The organism is Paenibacillus sp. FSL R5-0490, assembly GCF_001956215.1.
In the GTDB taxonomy this organism is placed as follows: domain Bacteria; phylum Bacillota; class Bacilli; order Bacillales; family Cytobacillaceae; genus Cytobacillus.
The window spans coordinates 96,437-116,302 of the sequence record NZ_MRTQ01000007.1 but is presented as its reverse complement, the minus strand read 5'-3'; the positions used below and the strand labels follow the sequence as shown (position 1 = coordinate 116,302).

The 19,866-nt window shown below is 42.1% G+C and carries 20 protein-coding genes and 1 pseudogene; 17 read left to right on the top strand and 4 right to left on the bottom strand.

The window, feature by feature from the left end; genetic code table 11:
- Positions 1-15 precede the first annotated feature (15 nt).
- Together BK139_RS07465 and BK139_RS07460 are read right to left on the bottom strand one after the other, a co-directional pair.
- Positions 16-1,500, bottom strand: coding sequence for a class I adenylate-forming enzyme family protein (locus tag BK139_RS07465; protein ID WP_076257725.1), 1,485 nt, complete (start codon positions 1,498-1,500; stop codon positions 16-18).
- Between the two features lie 28 nt (positions 1,501-1,528).
- The gene (locus tag BK139_RS07460; protein ID WP_076257724.1) at positions 1,529-1,918 is read right to left on the bottom strand and encodes a MerR family DNA-binding protein; all 390 of its coding nucleotides are present in this window, start codon (positions 1,916-1,918) and stop codon (positions 1,529-1,531) included.
- 92 nt (positions 1,919-2,010) lie between these two features.
- Between BK139_RS07460 and BK139_RS07455 the strand changes: the two genes are divergently transcribed.
- From BK139_RS07455 to BK139_RS07440, 4 genes are all read left to right on the top strand, one after another.
- A complete protein-coding gene (locus tag BK139_RS07455; RefSeq protein WP_076257723.1) occupies positions 2,011-3,627 on the top strand; it encodes an acyl-CoA dehydrogenase family protein in 1,617 nt (538 codons plus the stop codon).
- A gap of 86 nt (positions 3,628-3,713) precedes the next feature.
- On the top strand, positions 3,714-4,091 hold the full coding sequence (locus BK139_RS07450; protein ID WP_076257722.1) for a hypothetical protein: 378 nt from the start codon (positions 3,714-3,716) through the stop codon (positions 4,089-4,091).
- Positions 4,078-4,608, top strand: a complete 531-nt coding sequence (locus BK139_RS07445) for an RNA polymerase sigma factor (RefSeq protein ID WP_076257721.1) — start codon at positions 4,078-4,080, stop codon at positions 4,606-4,608. The genes BK139_RS07450 and BK139_RS07445 overlap by 14 nt, the downstream gene beginning before the upstream one ends.
- Positions 4,605-4,859, top strand: coding sequence for a hypothetical protein (locus tag BK139_RS07440; RefSeq protein WP_076257720.1), 255 nt, complete (start codon positions 4,605-4,607; stop codon positions 4,857-4,859). The genes BK139_RS07445 and BK139_RS07440 overlap by 4 nt, the downstream gene beginning before the upstream one ends.
- Positions 4,860-4,882: 23 nt before the next feature.
- On the opposite strand, the gene BK139_RS07435 is transcribed toward BK139_RS07440, so the two are convergent.
- Positions 4,883-5,143, bottom strand: a complete 261-nt coding sequence (locus BK139_RS07435) for a DUF3949 domain-containing protein (protein ID WP_076257719.1) — start codon at positions 5,141-5,143, stop codon at positions 4,883-4,885.
- A 156-nt stretch (positions 5,144-5,299) separates the two neighbouring features.
- Between BK139_RS07435 and BK139_RS07430 the strand changes: the two genes are divergently transcribed.
- Positions 5,300-5,674: a hypothetical protein gene (locus tag BK139_RS07430; protein ID WP_076257718.1), complete on the top strand. Its 375-nt coding sequence runs from the start codon at positions 5,300-5,302 to the stop codon at positions 5,672-5,674.
- 47 nt (positions 5,675-5,721) lie between these two features.
- Here BK139_RS07430 and BK139_RS23560 read toward each other — a convergent pair whose 3' ends face one another.
- Positions 5,722-5,886 carry a gallidermin family lantibiotic gene (locus tag BK139_RS23560; protein ID WP_206698159.1) on the bottom strand — a complete coding sequence of 55 codons (165 nt, stop codon included), beginning with the start codon at positions 5,884-5,886 and terminating at the stop codon, positions 5,722-5,724.
- Positions 5,887-6,112: 226 nt separating this feature from the next.
- Here BK139_RS23560 and BK139_RS07420 point away from each other — a divergent pair, with 226 nt between their 5' ends.
- The 12 genes and pseudogenes from BK139_RS07420 (at position 6,113) to BK139_RS07365 (ending at position 19,854) form a co-directional block, all read left to right on the top strand.
- Positions 6,113-6,325, top strand: a complete 213-nt coding sequence (locus BK139_RS07420) for a class II lanthipeptide, LchA2/BrtA2 family (RefSeq protein ID WP_061791363.1) — start codon at positions 6,113-6,115, stop codon at positions 6,323-6,325.
- A 76-nt stretch (positions 6,326-6,401) separates the two neighbouring features.
- Positions 6,402-9,521 carry a type 2 lanthipeptide synthetase LanM family protein gene (locus BK139_RS07415; RefSeq protein WP_076257717.1) on the top strand — a complete coding sequence of 1,040 codons (3,120 nt, stop codon included), beginning with the start codon at positions 6,402-6,404 and terminating at the stop codon, positions 9,519-9,521.
- On the top strand, positions 9,518-11,683 hold the full coding sequence (locus BK139_RS07410; protein WP_076257716.1) for a peptidase domain-containing ABC transporter: 2,166 nt from the start codon (positions 9,518-9,520) through the stop codon (positions 11,681-11,683). The genes BK139_RS07415 and BK139_RS07410 overlap by 4 nt, the downstream gene beginning before the upstream one ends.
- A gap of 147 nt (positions 11,684-11,830) precedes the next feature.
- A pseudogene (locus BK139_RS07405) lies at positions 11,831-12,511 on the top strand (ABC transporter ATP-binding protein); the annotation flags it as partial.
- Positions 12,512-12,735: 224 nt separating this feature from the next.
- Positions 12,736-13,554 carry a hypothetical protein gene (locus BK139_RS07400; RefSeq protein ID WP_076257714.1) on the top strand — a complete coding sequence of 273 codons (819 nt, stop codon included), beginning with the start codon at positions 12,736-12,738 and terminating at the stop codon, positions 13,552-13,554.
- Between the two features lie 15 nt (positions 13,555-13,569).
- Positions 13,570-14,331 carry an ABC transporter permease gene (locus BK139_RS07395; protein ID WP_076257713.1) on the top strand — a complete coding sequence of 254 codons (762 nt, stop codon included), beginning with the start codon at positions 13,570-13,572 and terminating at the stop codon, positions 14,329-14,331.
- 29 nt (positions 14,332-14,360) lie between these two features.
- Positions 14,361-15,698, top strand: coding sequence for a lanthionine synthetase C family protein (locus BK139_RS07390; RefSeq protein ID WP_076257712.1), 1,338 nt, complete (start codon positions 14,361-14,363; stop codon positions 15,696-15,698).
- A 74-nt stretch (positions 15,699-15,772) separates the two neighbouring features.
- Positions 15,773-16,480 carry a response regulator transcription factor gene (locus BK139_RS07385; RefSeq protein WP_076257711.1) on the top strand — a complete coding sequence of 236 codons (708 nt, stop codon included), beginning with the start codon at positions 15,773-15,775 and terminating at the stop codon, positions 16,478-16,480.
- Positions 16,477-17,403: a sensor histidine kinase gene (locus tag BK139_RS07380; RefSeq protein WP_083675319.1), complete on the top strand. Its 927-nt coding sequence runs from the start codon at positions 16,477-16,479 to the stop codon at positions 17,401-17,403. Before BK139_RS07385 ends, BK139_RS07380 begins: the two co-directional genes overlap by 4 nt.
- A 115-nt stretch (positions 17,404-17,518) precedes the next feature.
- Entirely contained in the window at positions 17,519-18,430 is a 912-nt protein-coding gene (locus BK139_RS07375; protein WP_076257710.1) for an ATP-binding cassette domain-containing protein, read from the top strand.
- Positions 18,427-19,173 (top strand): ABC transporter permease, encoded by a 747-nt coding sequence (locus BK139_RS07370; protein ID WP_076257709.1) that lies wholly within the window; start codon positions 18,427-18,429, stop codon positions 19,171-19,173. Before BK139_RS07375 ends, BK139_RS07370 begins: the two co-directional genes overlap by 4 nt.
- A gap of 63 nt (positions 19,174-19,236) precedes the next feature.
- Positions 19,237-19,854: a winged helix-turn-helix domain-containing protein gene (locus tag BK139_RS07365; protein ID WP_139325610.1), complete on the top strand. Its 618-nt coding sequence runs from the start codon at positions 19,237-19,239 to the stop codon at positions 19,852-19,854.
- The last annotated feature ends 12 nt before the right edge of the window (positions 19,855-19,866 follow it).

Genomic DNA, 19,866 nt, shown 5'->3' with positions numbered 1-19,866 from the left:
TGATTTTCGCCGCAATTAAGCATGCACCAATTTCACCTGCTGCTTCAAAATCTTCCCGCTCGCATTCCGCGGCAGTTTATCCACAAAGGAATAGATCCTCGGGCACTTAAATTCTGCGAGATATTCGGCTGCAAACGCCCGCAATTCTTCCTCAGACACCTGGCCCTTCAGCACAACGACCGCTTTAACGGTCTCACCCCATTCTTCATGAGGCACACCGACGACACAGGATTCCAAAACCGCGTCATGCTTCGCGAGGACTTCTTCAATTTCACGCGGATAAATGTTCACGCCTCCTGATATAATGACATCCTTTTTACGGTCCACGATGTAAAAGTAGCCATCCTCATCCCGATAGGCAATGTCGCCGGTATAGAGCCAGCCGCCTTTCAGCACAGCGTTCGTTTCATCCGGATTATTGTCATAACCAAGCATGAGGCTGTCGCCAGTCAGAAGAATCTCGCCGTATTCATTTGGAGCCGTATCGGTGCCATCCGGCCGGACGACCCGGATCTCCATGTTCACCGTCGGATTTTTGCCGATGCTTCCGGCCTTCTCCAGATGCTCTTCCGGGTATAAGAGAATGCCATTAGGTCCCGCTTCCGTCAGTCCGTATACCTGATAGAAGTTTTCGTTTCGGAACGCCTTTTTCACATGGTGATAGGAGGCAAGAGCCAGCGGGCCGCCGCCATAGGCAAAGACACGCATGCTGGACAAATCATAGGAAGCTAAATCCGGATCCTTGGCCGCAAGCAAATAGGCGACAGGTGCCGCAAATGAGAAGGTCGTCTTTTCCTGCTGAATCCAGTTCAGGAAGCCCTTTGGAGTAAAGTCGCCGATCACATGAGATGCTCCGCAATAAAGCCCGCTCATGAAAAAGGTATTTAAAGGAGCAGAGTGGGAGAGCGGCATCAGGGTGAGCATGGAATCATTATGCGACAAGCTGAAATTAACCGAAACCGCGGCGGCGATCGCCAGAATGCGTTCATGGCTGAATACAACTCCCTTTGGCATCCCGGTTGTTCCGGATGTAAAAAGAATCTCACAGATGTCCCGCGAATCAATCGGCACATCAAGATTGCCGGCAGAAAAATGAGAAGAAGCCTCCACTGCATCCTGAATCGAAAAATAGAAATTTACATTCTCTTTTAACGCCGCAGCCGTTTCAGCAAGCTCAAACTCATACAGAATTCCTGCAGCATTCGCACTTTGAAAAATAGCAGACAATTCTTTCGGTGTCAGGCGGATATTCACCGGCATCGGAATCGCGCCAATCTTCATGCAGGCAAAAAAAGCATAAAAGAAGTGCTCCGTATTGCGGGACATTACCGCAACCCGATCGCCCCGCCGGACTCCTTCATTCTGAAGATATCGTGCCAGCCTGTTGCATAGGCGGTTCATGTCTCCATATGTCAGTCGGTTCGATGCCGTTATAAAAGCATCTTTTTCAGGAAACTTCCTTGCGTTTCTTTCCAATACTCCATGAATCGTTGCTCCCACTATACTCAGCCCCTTATTAAAAATGAATTTATGTCTTCACCCGGCTGTTTTCATACTTTTCTTTGTACGTCAAAATGTCTTCCCGCAGCATTTGCAGCTGCATAATCTGCTCTTCGATTTCTCTCAGCTTGCTGTCAGCAAATGCAATAATCCTGCTTTTCTCCGCTTCGCCTTCCGGGTTCGATTCATACAGATCAATCATTTCTCTGATTTCCTGAAGACTGAAGCCGAGTTTTTTTCCCCGCAGGATCATCTTCAGGCGCCGTCGTTCCCGGTTCGTATAGGTGCGCTGCTTGGTCAGGCTGTCGCGGTTTTCCGAAGTCAGCATGCCAATTTCTTCGTAATAGCGGATCGTCCTGGAGCTGATGTCAAACATCGCCGCAAGCTCGCTGATGGTAAAAACCTTTTCTTCTGCCATTATGTATCCTCCTAGTTGACGTTAACGTTAGCTTAGTTTTATAATAATTCTGAAAATTAGTATTTGTCAATCAAAAAAGGAGTGATTTTTCCATGACGATAACTTCCCGGGACCAGCAGATAAAAGGCAGGAATTCATACACATTTGATGAGTTTTTAGATCGGCGTGCCAACCAGGATTGGTATAAGCATGATCCCTTTTTGAAAATGGCCTTAAAAAAATATGCAGGCTCGCAATATGAACAGATACATAATAAACTGCAGGATTTTTCGCCGGCTGTTTCGTCCAAATGGAACACGCTTGCAGAAAGTGCAGCAAGGCCTGAATCCCGTCCGTATATGCTTCATTTTGATGCCTTCAATCACCGCATTGACCGTGTCGTCCGACCATTGGAAACGCATCAGCTGGAAAAAGAAGTGTTTGGGGAGGGGCTTTTTTCAAGCCGCATGCCGTCCTGGGAAAGTTTCGCGAAGCGGATGCTGATTCACCAGCTGGGGGAAGCGGGTGTAGCCTGTCCGCTGACATGCACGATTGGATTAATTGCACTCCTTGAACAATATCCGAATGAAGATATTCCTGAGCTGGAGCAAATTTTACAGCATACGAAAGAGGGACTGGACGGGGATTTTGCCATCGGTGCGCAGTTCATGACGGAGATCCAGGGAGGATCCGATTTGCCTGCCAATGTGCTTGAGGCGGTCCCAGATGGTAAAAACTACCGCATTTATGGCAATAAATTTTTCTGCTCGGTTGCACATGCTGACTATTCCGTGGTCACTGCGAAGATTTCCGGCACTGATAAAGTGTCCACGTTCATTGTGCCCTCCTGGCTGCCTGGTGAGAAGGAGAAGGAAAAGCGCAATAGCTATGAAATCAACCGGATCAAGTGGAAAATGGGCACGGCCGAGCTGCCTACAGGGGAATTTCAGTATAATGGGGCTCTTGCTTACCCGGTTGGCCCGGCAGGAAAAGGGGTGGCCGTTGCAGTCGGCATCGTTCTGACACTATCCCGCCTTGAAATCGGCATCGCCTGTGCCGCCTTTATGCTCCGTGCAGCCCGGGAAGCCAATCTTTATGGTGATTTCCGGATTGTTTTTGGCAAAAAGGTAAAAGATTACCCGCTATCAGCGAGAACGCTGAAAAAAATTGAAAACGCCGCCCACCGTACAGCTGCAGGCGCTTTTAAAATCTATGATCTATTCTTGCGCCTTGACCAGCCGCTGAATGCCGGGATTCCGGTTGATCAGCCGATCGAACTGAGAAAACAGCTGTTTAACCTAAGGGAGCTTGTGCTGCTGCAGAAAATCTGTGCAACGAACGAAGGAGCAGAGGTACTGCGTGATGCCATCTCCGTCTTTGCCGGCCATGGCGTCATGGAGGAATTCTCGTCATTGCCGCGCATCTTCCGGGATGTCGTCGTCAATGAGCAGTGGGAAGGCCCGCGCAATCTGCTGCTGACGCAAATTTACCGGGATATTCAGAGAGTGGCAGACTGGTACCCGCCGGCTGAATTCGTGTCAAATGTGCTTGCAGGTGCACCTCAGAAAACAATTGATCGATTTGCGGAGCAGCTGACAGATCTCCTGCAGCGCCCGGTGTGCGGGGAAGTGAGCGAAGCTTCCATGGAAGCGGCTGAAGAGTGGGATATGTTCTGCGATTCCTTTTTTAAAGGGTACCAGACGATTGCACTTGAGGAATTGGAGTGTTAAAAGAAATTTTAAAAAATTCCGCTATCCAGTGAACCTTTTTCCCTCCCGGACAGTATAAAAAGTAAACAGCCTGAGGAGGGAATCATATGACTTCTGTTATCGGATGGATTATTAGCGGCATCTTTTCAATAGTGGTCGGAATGACGTTTGCTATGATTATTGCGACATTGAATAAGAAAGTTGTTCGTGACAAGTGGGGAAAAATAGATTTTAAGAAAACGGATATTTATTTTTATTGGACCCGCTGGGATACAATCATGGTGATTTCCGCCGTTTACACCTTTTTGTGCATTACAGGGCTACTGGTATTTCTTTTGCGAGGAGATACGATTCAAAGCCCATTTATTCAATTTTTTATCCATCAATCTTTTGTTTTTGGGCTGATCACCTTTATTTGGCTGATTACAAAGCTTGCCTATGTCTACAAAGGAATTCAGAAACGGTGGTCGGATGAGTTTGAATAATCCGGAAGAAGAGGTTATCCGGTTTCAGTCGGGAGACATCACTGCGCTGGAAGAGATCTATCAATACTACAAGCAGCCATTGTATCGTTTTATTTACCGATTAACTGCGAATCAGCAGCTTAGTATTGATGTAGTTCAGGATACATTTGAAAAGCTTCAGCGAAAAAAGCATCAATATGATCCTGCAAAGGGAAAATTCAACACATATTTATACCAGATTGCCTACAATACGGTGATGACAAAACTGAAAAGGGAAAGACGCTTCGAAGCTTTTTTTCCCTTTCTGGTACAAAAGCATCCTCCGCCTTCGATTTCTCAGGAAGACAAATTAACCATACAGGAAGCTGTTCAAAAGCTGCCGGAGGATTTGCGCGCCGTAATCGTCTTAACGTATTATCATGATTTACCTCAAAAAGAAATTGCCTGCATTATGGGAATTCCGGCTGGAACAGTCAAATCGAGATTATTCCGAGCATTACGGAAACTAAAAAAAGATCTGGGAGTGGAAGAAGCTTGAAAAAACATAATGAGCTTTGGAAAAATGAAAAGGTGCTTATGGAAAAGCTGGATGAATATAAAGTGGATGTTCCTGATTTCCCTATCCATAAATCCACCCAAGACCGCATCGCAAACTGGATGTTTGCACCTGCTGATATTCCTTTGCCCGAAATGGACACCATGGTAAAATCAGCAGCGATCACAGTATATTTTCCTATTTTGGCAGCTGCTTTCACAACCCTCCCAATATTGCTATTTTTGGTAATGTAAAAAGGACCCAGAAAGGTCCTTTTTTACTTCGGGTGCCTCATCCGATAGATAACCGATGCCAGCAAATTGGCCAGAAAAAAGATCGGGTTTCCCTGCATGTTCTCATGGAGAACCAGTTCATCCACTCTCATGCTGTCATACATTTCTCCCTGTGTTTTCCCCTTCGCTTTATTTTGGGCCTCCATTTCTTTAAGGTTAACCAAAAAACGATATTGCATGGGCAGGATGATGAGAGAAAGCAAAACATATAGCCCGAGAACCACTCCAAAAATAGTTAAAAGCATCTTATCCCCCCCCAGCTTGATTAATTCCATTTTACACCAAATGGTGACTATTCGCATTCAAGGACCAAACAAGAACAAGTGTTCCTGTTTTTAGGCATAAATCCGCCGCTTCCAAAATAAGATGAAGTATCATCCAAGAAAAGAGGCGATGCAACCATGATTACAAAAGAGATGCTGGTCCGTTTTGATGAGCTGAACCGCAGGAAAAAGGACCTGGAAGCAGAATTGGATAAATTGAAAAACCTTTTTCATCAGTATTTTGATACAGCAGTGGGACAGAATGAAAAAGGAGAAGTCAAGATTGACAGCTACAAATTGCAGAGGCAGATTAGAAGGACGGAGAAGTTTGACACCGAAGAAACCGTAAAACGATTAGAGGAATTGAATTTACCGGAATTAATCCAGAAAAAACCTGATGAACGTAAAATAAAATCAGCATTGGACCTGCAGATTATCAAGGAAAAGGATCTGGAAGGATGCTTATCAGAGAAAGTGACTGCAGCCATACTGGTTAAAAAAATCGAAGCTTGAGTATAAAAAAGGCTAATGAGGTGATCCTCATTAGCCCTTTTTTCTGCTTACCAGCAAGACATATTGCTATTGCAAAGAGATGTTTTACATTTTAAGCAGCAGCTTGTTTTCGTTGTCTGGTCTACACATCCAGGAGTACAGAAAAGCTTGCTCTTAATATCAGGCTGTTCTCCGCTAGCCGCCTTTAATACTTGTACATCCAGATCAAACATATTCTCTTTCACAAAAATCCCTCCAAAAAAGTATTAGTAGTGATGGGTTGTGCTCGCAAAGAATTCGACTGCATTTATCACTCTACTAACATAATAGTAAATATTTTCTATCTAATCCTTAAATTAACATTATTTTAATCTTAAGAATATTTATGATTTCTTAAGAGATTTAGATGGTAGTATGAAGTTGTCTTAAGACAATGACCATTATTTAGGAGGAGTTAGAATGTCAAAAGAATTAGTTGTTAGAGCTTTAAGGAATCCTGAATTTCGTAATGAAGTTGATTTTGAGCACCCGGTGTCTCAGGTAGATGCTGAAGAACTTAAGAACATTTCTGGCGGAGCGGATGTACAGCCTCAAACTGCTTGGGTTTGCCGCACGATCCTAATCACAATTAGAAATTGTCCATCAGTAGTGAGATGCTATCCTGGAGATTGATTCAAATGCTGTAAATCGGATGTCAGGCAATTTTTTGCCTGACATTTTTATTAACATTCATTAAGGGGGTTTTAGGATGCACAATGGAAAGGCCCAATATTTTACTGAAAGACAAATAAGCAGCAGCGAACAGAATACGGACCACACACTATTGTCAAAATGGAAAACAAAATCTGGAATCGTTTATCCAGAACAATTCGAGCTATGCTTGAACACTTTAAATTTAACTAAAGACGAATTTGCCGCTCTCATAATGAAAAAAGAAGAATCCGCCAAATGCAATGAAGAATGGTGCAATTATTATGAGAGTATACTTGCCAATGAGGCTGAATATTCAATCGCATATGACATAGACAGTGATATAAGCAAGGTATTCAGCCCTTTTGTAAGGCCTTTTATAAGTTGGGCTCAGACGAAAACACTACATTACATAAACAATAGGAATGAGGATAACTATCTTGATGTAAAAGGCGTAATTGCCTCCTTCAGCCGATACCTCCATGAACATTTATCATTTATTGCTTTAAAAACCTTAATTTTAGAATTGAATATTTCATCATACCTTGAGCAATTGCAGGGAGAAACGAAAAAAGAAAGATATCAATATTTTGTTGAGAATTCTTTAACCAATAATGAAGACATAAAAAAGCTTTTCAGTCATTATCCTGTTTTAGCAAGGGTTATGACTGAAAGAACGCTTATGCTTATTAAAACCTTTAATCAAATGATTAGGAGATTCATTGATGACTATCAAGGATTAACCATTTTCTCACAAGGCAGTGTAATCAAAACAATTGAATTTGGCATGGGAGATACACATAAGAACGGGGAAGCAGTACATATCATTCAGTTTCAAAATGGTAAACAGGCGGTTTATAAACCAAGGTCTATTGCAGTTGATGAATCCTTTCAAAACCTTTTGTCCTGGATAAATCAGAAAGGGCTGAAGCACCCGCTGAAAACCTTAAGCGTAATTTCCAGAAAGAATTATGGATGGATGGAATTCATTGATTATAAAGATTGTGAATCGATTGAAGAATTGGAGCGGTTTTATTACAGACAGGGAGCGTTAATTGGGCTTCTATACATACTTAATGCCGGGGACTTTCATTATGAAAATATCATTGCAAATGGCGAACACCCAATGCTGGTTGACCTGGAAGTATTATTTCAGAATGAAGTAACGATACCTGCCAGAAAAACCGCTGTACACGAGGCAATTAAGAATTTATCCAGTTCAGTATTGAAAACAATGATGCTTCCTGTTCAATTTTCTGCCGATAAAGTCCAGGATGGTGTGGATGTAAGCGGGATAGGCGGCAGAGGCGGGCAGGAAGTTACACACAATGTATTTATGATCAAAGATATTTATACAGATCAAATGAAGCTGGTAAAAGGAAAAGGGCAAACTTCCTCTGGCAAAAATGTCCCCCGCTTAAAAACAAAAAAACCGAGTTTAGGAGATTATAAGGATTCATTGCAGCAAGGATTTAACGATCTCTATACCATAATGCTGGAACATAAAGATGTATTGCTTTCGGCAAATGGACCGCTTCAAGCATTTAACCATGCAGAAGTACGTGTTGTGCTCAGGTCAACCCAAATCTATCATACGTTTCTGGAAACCAGCTTTCATCCTGATTATCTGCAAAATGGCCTTGATCGGGAATGGTTATTTATGCCGCTTTGGAATACAGGGGAAGTGAACCAAATGTTCAATCTTGTCATACCTTATGAGCTGCAGGATCTTTTAGCCGGGGATATACCTTACTTTACGGCAAAGCCAAGTTCAACAAGTATATGGACCAGTCAACAAGAAGAAATAAAAAATTTCTACCAGACTGCAGGCAGGAACTTAGTTGACCAAAATATAAGAAAACTCTCTTTGAAAGATTTGAATACTCAGCTGGAATACATAGAAATGTCACTGGCTACTCTGGAAAAGGATAAAGCAGAAGATACTCCTATTGATCCGGTTCTTCTGGAAAAGGGACAGGTCAGCAAAGAAAGGTTTAAAGAAGAGGCCATTGAAATAGGAAATCTATTATGCAAGCGGGCTATTTACGGAGAAGGACAGAAAGATGCAACCTGGATTGGGATAAGCAAAGAGCATGGGGCAGATGCCCGGCTGTCTCCGTTACATTACGGTCTATACGATGGAATTCTTGGTATCAGCTTGTTTTTAGGTTATCTGGGACGTTCAGCAAAGAATGAGAAATATACAGATGCGGCCAAGAGAGCGTTTCAGATGGTTAAGGACAGGATTAAGCATCCTGCAAACGATGATGGTATCTCGGTATTTACCGGATGGGGATCCATTCTCCTTTCTCTCTGTCACTTTCAAAAACTATGGAACCTTGATAATTTCGAGGAACTTGCCTGTGAGGTAATAGGCCATATTGAAAAACAGATTGATTATGACAGGCGCTACGATATCATGTCTGGCAGTGCTGGTGTCATTTTTGCCCTGCTGAATTTTTATGATCTGACAAAGTCAATGCATGCGCTTCAAACAGCGATAAAATGCGGAAATCATCTAATGAAGCATAAAACCGAATATCCTGAAGGGATAGGGTGGGTTATTCCGGGATTTGACCGGCCATTAAACGGACTGTCTCACGGAGGAGCCGGCATTGCGTGGGCGCTACAAGTATTAGCTGACAAAGCGGGGAGACCAGACTTTCAGGAAGCATCCCTGCAAGCGGTTCAGTACGAAAATAGCTGGTATAGCACTGAAGACGAAAATTGGAGTGACCACAGGGAAGGGCCCAATGATATTCCTGTTTTTTGGTGTAACGGAGCAGCGGGAATTGGCATCAGCCGATTAATGATGAAGGGGCAGGGGAATCCCCTTTTTGAAAGAGATATTCAAAGAGCGATTAATAAAACACTGAAGGACGGTTTTGGCAGAGGAATCAATCTCTGTCATGGAGATATGGGGAATATCGAACTGCTGCTGCTGGCTGCAGAAAAAGAAAACAGACAAGACCTTCGGGAAATAGCAGAGAATATGGCAGCTTCCGTTCTAGAACAGAAAAGGAAATCTGCTGATTCATTAATCTGGGCCGGACATATACCCGGATTTATGACAGGACTCTCCGGAATAGGCTACCAATTATTGAGGCTGCATGATCCGGATTCTGTTCCTTCACTGCTCTCCCTGCAGCTTGGACATCTTGAGGTGATCCATAAATGACAAGGAAAAAAACGATGCGCACTGTCCCGTTTATGGAACAAATGGAACGGTCGGAATGTGGGATCTGCTGCCTGAAGATGCTGGCTAAGTATTACAGAAGTTCAGTCTCCTTTTACGAATTGCAGGAAAGGCTATCCGTAGGAAGAGACGGCATCTCCATGTACAACTTAGCCTCAACAGCGGAATCGGCCGGATTTACATGCAGCGCCGTTAAGGTATCGATAGACGGGCTCGAATCGGTTTCGCTCCCTGCCATCCTTCATTGGGAACAAAACCATTATGTAATCCTGGAAAAAATCAAAAATGGAACGTATTTTATCGTCGATCCTGCTAAAGGGAAAATCAGGCTGTCAGTAACTGAAATGGAAAAAGGATTTAGCGGCTATGCTTTGCTTTGCGAGCCGCAGGACAAATTATGGGCTGTGAAAAAGGACAGCAGCACTAAAGTCTGGAGCCAATATGCTTACTTGCTGAAAAAAAATAGGAAACTGATTCTGTCTGTCTTATTCATGTCAGGGTTTCTTCAGATTTTCACTCTGGGCTTGCCCATCCTGACAAAATTTATTATTGATGCACTGGATGAAAAAAATGTTCATCTGTTTTCTCTGCTGGGGGCGGCGACGTTTTTTCTGATCCTGTTTCAAACCTGTTTCTCTTATTTAAGGACAAAGGTTTTGATCAGGCTGAAAAACACGCTGGATTTGCAGATGATGAGCAGGTTTATCCAGCACTTTCTCTCCTTGCCTTATAAGTTTTTTCAGCTTAGGACTTTTGGAGACCTTATCTTCAGGGCCAACAGCAATGTTCACATTCGGGAAATCCTTTCTGCCAATGTGATCACTAGCATTTTTGATTCCTTATTAATTGTTGCGATGTTTTCCTTTGCCGCTTATTTTTCAATGACAATGGGGATATCCGTTCTTTTATTAATTTTGCTCTCGGCAGCGACCGTTTTGATTTTTAACCCCAAATTAAAACATCTGTCTAAAGAAACAGTAATGGCACAGACGGCGGTGCAGGGAGCCATGAGTGAAATGATTTACCATATTGCGGCCATCAAAACCACCGGAACGGAAGAAAGGATATACAGAAATTGGAATTCTTTGTTTGTCGAGTATCTCCGAAAGGTTAAATCCAGAGATGCTGCCATGAACTGGCTTGACAGTATGAATGCAGGCATACAGACAATAGCGCCATTTATCATTTTATGGATAGGTGTAATGGAGATGCTGAACGGCCGATTATCACTTGGGACGCTGGTAGCCATTTTTACAATGGCCGGAAGCCTGTTTTTATTAGTCGAGAATTTGGTGAGATCTGTGAGCCAGCTGATAATGCTTAAGGCTTATTTAATGAGGGCTGGGGATATTCTGCATGCCAGGCCGGAACAGGATCAGTCTAAACAATTAAAAAAGCTGGATAAGCTATCGGGCAGTATTGAATTAAAAGATGTCACCTTTAAATATTCCGAATTCAGCGAGCCAAGTCTTCAGAGTATCAGTGTGAGCATTCAGCCAGGTCAAAAAGTTGCGATTGTAGGACCATCCGGATCAGGAAAAAGCACGCTGGCACGGCTTATGATTGGACTGCACCAGCCGAACGCAGGAACCATATGCTTTGATGGCATATCAATCCGGGAGCTGGATTTGCCGTCTTTACGAAAGCAGATTGGAGTTGTGTCCCAGGAGACACCGATATTTAATAAAACGATTCTTGAAAATGTGTCGCTTTATCATGAAGATGCTACGGAAGAAGAGATCGTCAAAGCTTGTAAAAGGTCTGGAATCCATAATGAAATCATGGCAATGCCAATGCATTATTTTACTCCTGTTGCAGAAGGAGGCGCAGATATTTCCGGCGGCCAGCGCCAGCGGATCGCAATTGCGAGGGCACTCCTCAAGGAGCCGCAGATTCTTTTGCTGGATGAAGCAACTAGTGCCGTTGATAATCAGAATGAGCGCCATATCCATGACCAGGTCCGAAGTATTGCCTGCACCCAGATCATTATTGCACACAGGCTGAATACCATAAAGGATGCGGATGTGATCATTGTTCTCGAGAAGGGCAGAATTGTCCAGGCGGGCAGACATGAGGAACTGCTGGCAGCGGATGGACTGTATAAAGAGATGTATGGCCAAGAGCCTGCCGTGAAGGCAGTGTAAGAGGTACCCCTGGCACGATTGAGGGGTATTTTTTTAGGCTTAAGAAAAATGTAAGAATTAAGAAAAAGATTCTTAAATAGATCATGATACTATTTTTACAAATAGTCCGCTTTTTCCTGAGGAGGAGAAGCTGAGTGAGGTGCTGACATGGAACCGAAGGTATTGGAAGTGCGAAGTGTTTCCAAAAAGATAAAAACAAGAAAATTGCTTCATGAGGTTACTTTTGATATAGAGCAGGGGGATATTTGCGGGTTCCTTGGACCGAATGGCGCGGGAAAGACGACACTGATCCGGGTAATGATGGGGCTTGTAAAGCCATCTGCGGGAGATGTGCTGGTGCTTGGGAACTCTGTATCAAAGAATCGGAAGCAGGCATTAAGCCGGGTGGGTGCCATCGTTGAAACGCCGATCTTTTTCGGACATATGTCCGGGAGGGGGAATTTAAGAAACTTGATTAAGCTGCATCCCCATATCCCCAGGTCAGAACATAACAGGAAAGTGGAGGAATTGCTCGAGCTGGTCGGATTAAAAGATAGAGGCAATGATAAAGTTTCCTCTTATTCCCTCGGTATGAAGCAGCGGCTGGGGATTGCCCAGGCGCTATTGGGCGACCCTGAAGTGATTATTCTGGATGAGCCGGCCAATGGGCTCGATCCGATGGGGATGAAATTCCTGAGAGAACTGATATTGCGATTAAGAAATGAAAAAGGCCTGACATTTTTAATATCCAGTCATTTGCTTGATGAACTTCAGCATATCTGCAATAAAATCGTCATGATTCATGAAGGTGAGCTTAAATGGACAGGAAGACTTGATGATCTCATTGGAAAAGCCAGGTGGGAAATCAGCTGTGCACAGCCTGATAAAGCCTTATCCCTGTTAAAGGGAAAACTTCAGATCAAAAGGCTTGATTCCAGGACACTTCAGGCTATATGTACAGAAGATGAGCTTCAGTATCTCCGAAGAATACTAGCTGAAGAAAACATTGGGATAACGGGCATTGAGAAATCTGAAAGAAACCTGGAAGAAATCTTTATTGAGCTGATGGCGCAATGAGATCTATATTCCTTTGTGAATGGGAACGTCTCTGGAGCAAAAAAAGTTCCATTCTTTTTTTTATCCTCATTCCCTTCCTAGTGCTCGTTACGGCCCTTCAATCAAGAGAAAACAATGAAGTACTCGAGAAGACGGACCCGCAGTACTCGTTCTGGTCCAATTTCCCTGTTATGAGTATTGCGGAAGTCTTTATGCTCTATTTCAATATCGTGGCTGTTCTGATCATTATCATGAGCTTCACGCATGAATACAGAACCGGCGAGCTTCGAATGGTCCTGCAAAGAAGCTTTCGTTTTTCAAGCGTTTTTTGGGCGAAGTATTTTTCCGTTTTGCTTTATCTCTTTTTGCTCGTGGCTGCCTATTTTATCTGTTCGGCAGCTGCGGGATGGCTTTTTTTCGAAAGTGCAGAAGAAGTCTACTTATTTTTTCAGCCAGAGCCTGTTTCCCCCTTTGACTCTTTAGGCTATAGTGCGGCTTATTATCTGCTTTCCTATCTGTCGCTTGCAGCGGTGGCCAGTGTTGCGGTTCTGGTGGGGGTCATAAGCAGATCATCCACAACGGCATTTGCGATAACAGCCGGTTTTTTGCTGGCTTCCATGCTTTTTCCAGTACTGCTTGGAATGTTTGGAGAGTCCATTGGCTATTCACAGTACGTCTACTTTTCTTTAATTGAGATTCAGTTTAGCGGAATTGTTCAGATGCTTACAGATCAAGTGTTTTTAAAGGGATGGATATTGGCTGTTATGATGGCTTATATACTTGTGGGGACTGCAGTTTCACTAATCATATTCTCCAGAAGAGATTCCTTACATTAGAAGGAGGGAGACAAAATGAATCCATTGCTTACCAGTGAATGGCAAAGAATGTTCAGTCGAAAAAAAAACATCTTGTTCTTTTCCATTTTCATGATTTATATTCTTGTTCAGTCTTTGCTGGCAGAAAACCTGTTTTTTACAATGGAAGAAAGTGCACCGCTCAACTCACTGAATTACTCTATTTTTCTGCTGAAGAAAATCTATTATTTGATGGTCCTCATCATACTGCCTGTACTGTGCATCGACAGCATTAATGGCGAGTACCAGTCGGGAGGCCTTCGCCTGGTGGCGATCAGACCTCTCTCATTAAAAGACATTTTATTAGCAAAATGGTTTCTGCTGATTATGCTGGTGGCTGTCATGATGGCAATCACCTTTGCAGTGGGCACGGCTGCGGGATACTTATTTTATCCGAAGGCGGATTCGGTTAGTTTTTATTATGAAAATGCACCTGTAATGGGAGTGGCGGAAGCCTATATATATCAGGTGAAATATTATCTTGGTGTATTCATTATTTTTGTTGCCCTGATAGGTGTAGCCAGTTTATTAAGTGTCACACTGCCGAATACGATCATTACTGTTATCACTTACTTGTTCTTACTCTTCATTTCTGTGTATCTCAGTGATTTATTTGATATTCTGCTGTTTGGCAGCCAGGAATTGTTTGTGTTCCTGCTAGAGGCAGACCTCTCGTATTTATGGTTTCTTTTGCTTGTTATCGTTCCCACCTATTCTTTTACACTATTGCGGTGGAATCGCAGAGATTGGGTCAAATAGAAGCAGAAAGAGTGTTAGGAGGAGGAATTATGGTCAAACTGGAAGGTTCATCCACTGTCATGAATATGAAGCAGATCGTCCATGACATTGCATACAAATTAAAAGATCCTGCACAGGTTAAAGCCGCCGCTTGTGCAGCCTCCAACCGAAATTCAGAGGGGAGGAGCCCTTGGGATAGCTGTTCTTTATCTCAGGGATATCCAGGCCTTATTCTTTTTTATTCGAAGCTGGACATGCTTTATCCTGAGGAAGGCTGGGATGAGGTTATACATGACTATTTAATGGCTTTGCATGAAGAAATGAATGGGAAAAGCCTTGATGATGTATCTCTATATAGCGGATTAACGGGAATCGCTTACGCTGTTTTGCATGCTTCCAGAGGAGGGACGCGCTACTCGGGATTCCTGCAGCAATTAAACAGTTTAGCTTTTAAAAGAATCGAACAATTTTTAAGGGAAGGGTCCGAAACTTTCAGCGAAGCTAAAGGCGTTTCCCCTTTTTGGTATGATCCCATGTCAGGGCTTTCAGGTTTGGCAGTATATTTGCGGGAGCTGCCTGAGAATGAAACGGCCCAGTGTCTGTATAAGGAAGTAATGAAAAATCAAGTCCGTCTGGCAGATAAAATAAGTATTGATGGAGAAGTGGTTCCAGGCTGGTATATTCCGGGACACTATCAATTCAATCAGGACTATCAAACGATGTATCCCAATGGATGCTTTAATAGTGGAATGTCCCATGGCATTGCGGGTACGCTTGCAGGTTTGGCCCGGTCCAGCCTTGACGGGTACGAAGTAAAGGGGCAAAAGGAAGCGATATGGGAGATCTCCCAATGGTTAGTAAACAAGAAAAGAGTGAAGGGAGAAAGCATTTCCTGGCCGGATATTATCTCATTTGAACATGAAGTATTTGGGAAGCCGAATTACAATGAAGACCATCCGGATGCCTGGTGCTACGGACTGCCTGGAATTGCCTATTCGTTATATCTTGCTGGAAAAGCGCTGAATGAAAAAAGCTTAATAAGAGAGGCGTTGGAGGCGTATACTTCACTTATCGCTAAGGAATTAAAAGATACGAGCGTGAACGGACTCAGTTTTTGTCATGGCGTTTCAGGTAACATGCATATCCTGCATAAAATGGTGAGAAAAGAAGAAGAGCATTTTTCCATATATAAAGAGAAACTGAAAGACTATGCAAATAAGCTAATAGACAGCTATAATCCGGAGGCCCCATTTGGATATACTGATGCGGAAAATAAAATGCTGCATAAACCAGGGCTTTTGGAAGGAAGCGCCGGAATTTGTCTGTCTATGCTGGAAATGATTCATGGAGCTGACTTGAAATGGGATAGCCCTTTCTTATTATTTTGAGAGAAATGTTAAAATTTACAAAAACAATGTGTTAGAATCAAAGTGTATCTAAATAATCACTAGAGGTGATACACATGAGCCTTTCGAAGATCTTAGTTGCCGAAGATGACAAAGAAATCAGCCATCTAATTCAAAGAACACTGCAAAATGAAGGGTATGATACACAGCTGGTCGATAATGGAAAAGAGGCGCTGGATTTTATAAACAGTTTTCATTATGATTTGATTATCTTGGATATTATGCTCCCGCAGATGGATGGATTGGAAGTTCTTCAGCACGTCAGACAACATAAAAATACACCCGTGATGATCTTAAGCGCCAAAGGGGGAGAACAGGATAAAGTGCTGGGTTTAGGGCTTGGAGCTGATGATTATATTTCTAAGCCTTTTTTTATTGGAGAATTTCTTGCCAGAGTGAAAGCTCAGCTTAGACGCTACCTCTATCTTAATGAAACAAAAAAAGAAGATTCGCAGAAGTTATTGAAATTTAATGATCTGGAATTAAACCGTGATACATATGAAGTCAAAATTAAAAATAATAAAATCATGTTAACAGCTAAGGAGTTTGCCATTCTGGAGCTTCTTCTTACCCATCCGGCAAAAGTATTCAGCAAATCACAAATCTTTTCACACATCTGGAAAGAGGATTTCCATACCGATGATAATACAGTAATGGTTCATATAAATCGCCTGCGAAATAAAATTGAAACAGACCCATCTGCACCAGAATATATACAGACTGTCTGGGGAATCGGCTACCGGTTTGCAGGTGAACGAAAATGATGAGGACGATGATTATTCTGTTAACCATTATTGTGCTGGGACTCCTGTATGATAGGATTTCCCTCAATAAACAATTCAAAAAAATAAAAGGAGATTTGGATGAATCTATTTCAAATAACTCTGTGACTCATTTACGGATTCACTATTCCAGCTCACCATTAATAAGTCTGATCGATTCGATTAATCGTTTTATGGAAAAATATCATCACAACAGAGAGAAAACTAATTTTCTTGAATTAGAAAGAAAGAAAATGATTACCAATATCTCGCATGATATTCGCACCCCTCTAACCTCCATATTAGGATATATGGAGGTTATTTACCGGGAAAACAGCAGAATGACTGAAGAAGAGAGGCTGAAGTATCTGGAAGTGGTCTATCAGAAGGCCCAGAAGTTAACGGCGATCACTGAATCATTTTTTGAACTTGCTCAGCTTGAAGCCGGAGAAATTGATATAAAGCTTCAAAGAGAAAATATTGTGGAAATCATCATGGATGTATTTGTGGCCTTTTTTGTCGAGTTTGAAAGAAGAGGCCTAACTCCGGAAATTGATTTGCCAGATGAACCATTATATGTAAGATGTGACAGAGGCTCTGTTGAGAGAATCTTAAATAACCTGATCCAAAATGCTGTTAAATATGGAGCGGAAGGTAAAGTAATAGGAGTGAATATCGAGCAAGCTGATAAGCTCTGCTGGATTGAGATCTGGGATAAAGGTGAGGGGATAATGGAAAAAGATTTACCTCATGTATTCAATCGGCTGTTTCAAGCCGAGAAATCCCGCACCATTGCCGGGAATGGGCTTGGTCTATCCATTACAAAGAAATTAGTAGAAAAACAAAATGGACAAATCCATGTTACAAGCAAGCCTTACGATAGAACGTGTTTCTCCTTTTCTTTAATAGCCGAAGAGCAGATGTAAGGAAAATGTAAGAAATTGTTTAGGAATACTTAAAAAAAGTATAGTAATATTTTAATTGTTAGTTAATATTTACCTTATTTGGTGAATAAATGCCATAAATGAGAGGAGGGCGAGAATGGATGTATTAAGGACATTTGGTCTGACAAAAATCTATCAGAATAAACAAGTGGTGCAAAATATAGATATGACAATCAAAAAGGGGGAAATATACGGTTTAATCGGGAAAAATGGAGCCGGCAAGACTACTACCCTGAAAATGATCCTGCACTTAATCAAGCCAACAAAGGGCAAGGTTGAACTATTTGGAAAAAATCCGGCTAAAAACCAATCCATCTTTGAGAAAATCGGTTCTTTTATTGGCCACTCCAACTTTTATCATAACCTGACTGCAGAAGAAAACCTGGAAATACACAGGCGGCTAATGGGAGTCACTTCAAAAAAACGCACCGAGGAAATGCTGAGGAAGTTAAACCTCATGCAATACAAAGACAAGAAGGTGGAAGACTTTTCAGTCGGGATGAAGCAAAGACTTGGGATTGCAAGGTCAATGCTGCATTATCCGGAGTTTCTTATTCTGGATGAACCGACCAATGGCCTGGATCCACAGGTCATGAAAGACCTGAGACAAACCCTGCTGAAACTGGCTAACGACTATGAGGTTGCTATTTTGCTATCAAGTCATATTTTATCTGAGATCGATCATTTGTCCAATGTTCTCGGAATTATACATAGGGGAAGATTAATTGAAGAACTCAATTATGAAGCCTTGCAGGAAAAGAAAAAAAGATACTTGCAAATCTCGGTAAATAATGTGAATAAAGCTTCGTTCATCCTGGAGAATGAGTTGAAAATCTCAGACTATGTCATATGTAATAAGGGTCTAATCAAGATCTATAACAGTGTTCAGGCAGCTGAGTTAAATGCAAGAATGGTTGATGGTTTTGTGGAGGTATATGAAATGGTTAATGCCCGCGATTCCCTCGAAAACTACTTTTTATCCATCACGAAGGAGGAGGATCTTTCATGATCACGATCCTGCAGACTGAGCTGCTGAAATTGCGAAGGACAATTGTTCAATGGATGATATTGGGCGTTATTCTCATACCCATTGTTTTTAATCTTATTTATGTCATGCTATCCGGATTATTGGAAGACTCAGCCTTTAATTGGAACACATCTTTGGTTTTTGTGAATTTCCTGCTGGCGGTTATCATAGCGCCGATTTTCTATGCAGGCATTGCAAGTTTTATTTTCTCAAGGGAATACCGTGAAGGCACTGCAGAAGCCCATTTTACCTATCCGCATTCAAGAGCATCTTTTTTTACAGGTAAAGTGTTCATTATTTTCTTGTTTATCCTGACTTCTTGTTTGCTGATTTTTTGTGTAAATCTGATCATATGTCTTATCTTTGCTGATATCCCGCCGCCACAGAATTTCATAAAGTCAGAGATTCTGGGCAGTTTGAAAATAGCTTTTACTCAGTGTGGGCTTGTATGCATCACAATACTGGCCAGCATTGCTTTTAGAAATATCGTTGCAGGAATCCTTACAGCTGTAATAGGCTGTACAACATCTATTGCAATGCTTTTCTCATCTTTAGGAGACTGGCAGCTGTTAAATCCCTATTTTTTCAGCCTGGTAGTCACGGATCTGACAAATTATAAGCTGAAAAACATTTTTTCTGGAATAGCATCCATCACGGTTGTTAGTGTATTGGCCATAATTTACGCCCTTCATTTATATAAGAATAATGACGTTGCCAATAAATAAAACTTTTCTGCGAAGGAGGAGTGAGCCATAAATATTCTGATTATTTCAAATTGTAAAGATACATTGGAGAAGCATGGTCTTATAGGTGAAATAGCTGATTTTCAAGTTCTCCACTTGCGAAACTGGAGAGACATTTCCTTTGGTTTACTTAAACAATGTTTTGCCATTGTCATCGATGAGAGCATGCTTGAGAAGGATATTATTGGCTTTTTCAAGCGAGTCACAATTTATAATGGGATTTCAATTATTGTGACAAGCTTTAATAAGAATTATAAAAACTTGCTGGAAACGATTACTCTGCGGATCATCCATGAAAAAAGTAAGCCTTCCGAGGCAAAGAAGGATCATGTGCTGGTAAAGCTCACTGAGGATACCGTGCTTGATACAGAGGATCGGGTTTTAATAAAGGAAGGCAGGGTAATTGTCCTTTCTTCGCTGGAATTCCGAATATTAAAAACGCTCATTGAACATTCAGGAAAAATATGCAGCTCGGAAAAGCTGATTGATCTAGTGTGGGGCTTTGATGAAACAGTAGGCACGGATAATTTATATGTCTATATTCACAAATTGCGCGAGAAGATAGAGGCAAACCCCAATAAACCTAAGATCATTAAAACCAGAAGGGGTCAAGGTTACTTTCTGTGCCTGGAAAGACAAGTTGAAGTGGAAATGACAGACTAAAAAGGAGTGAGA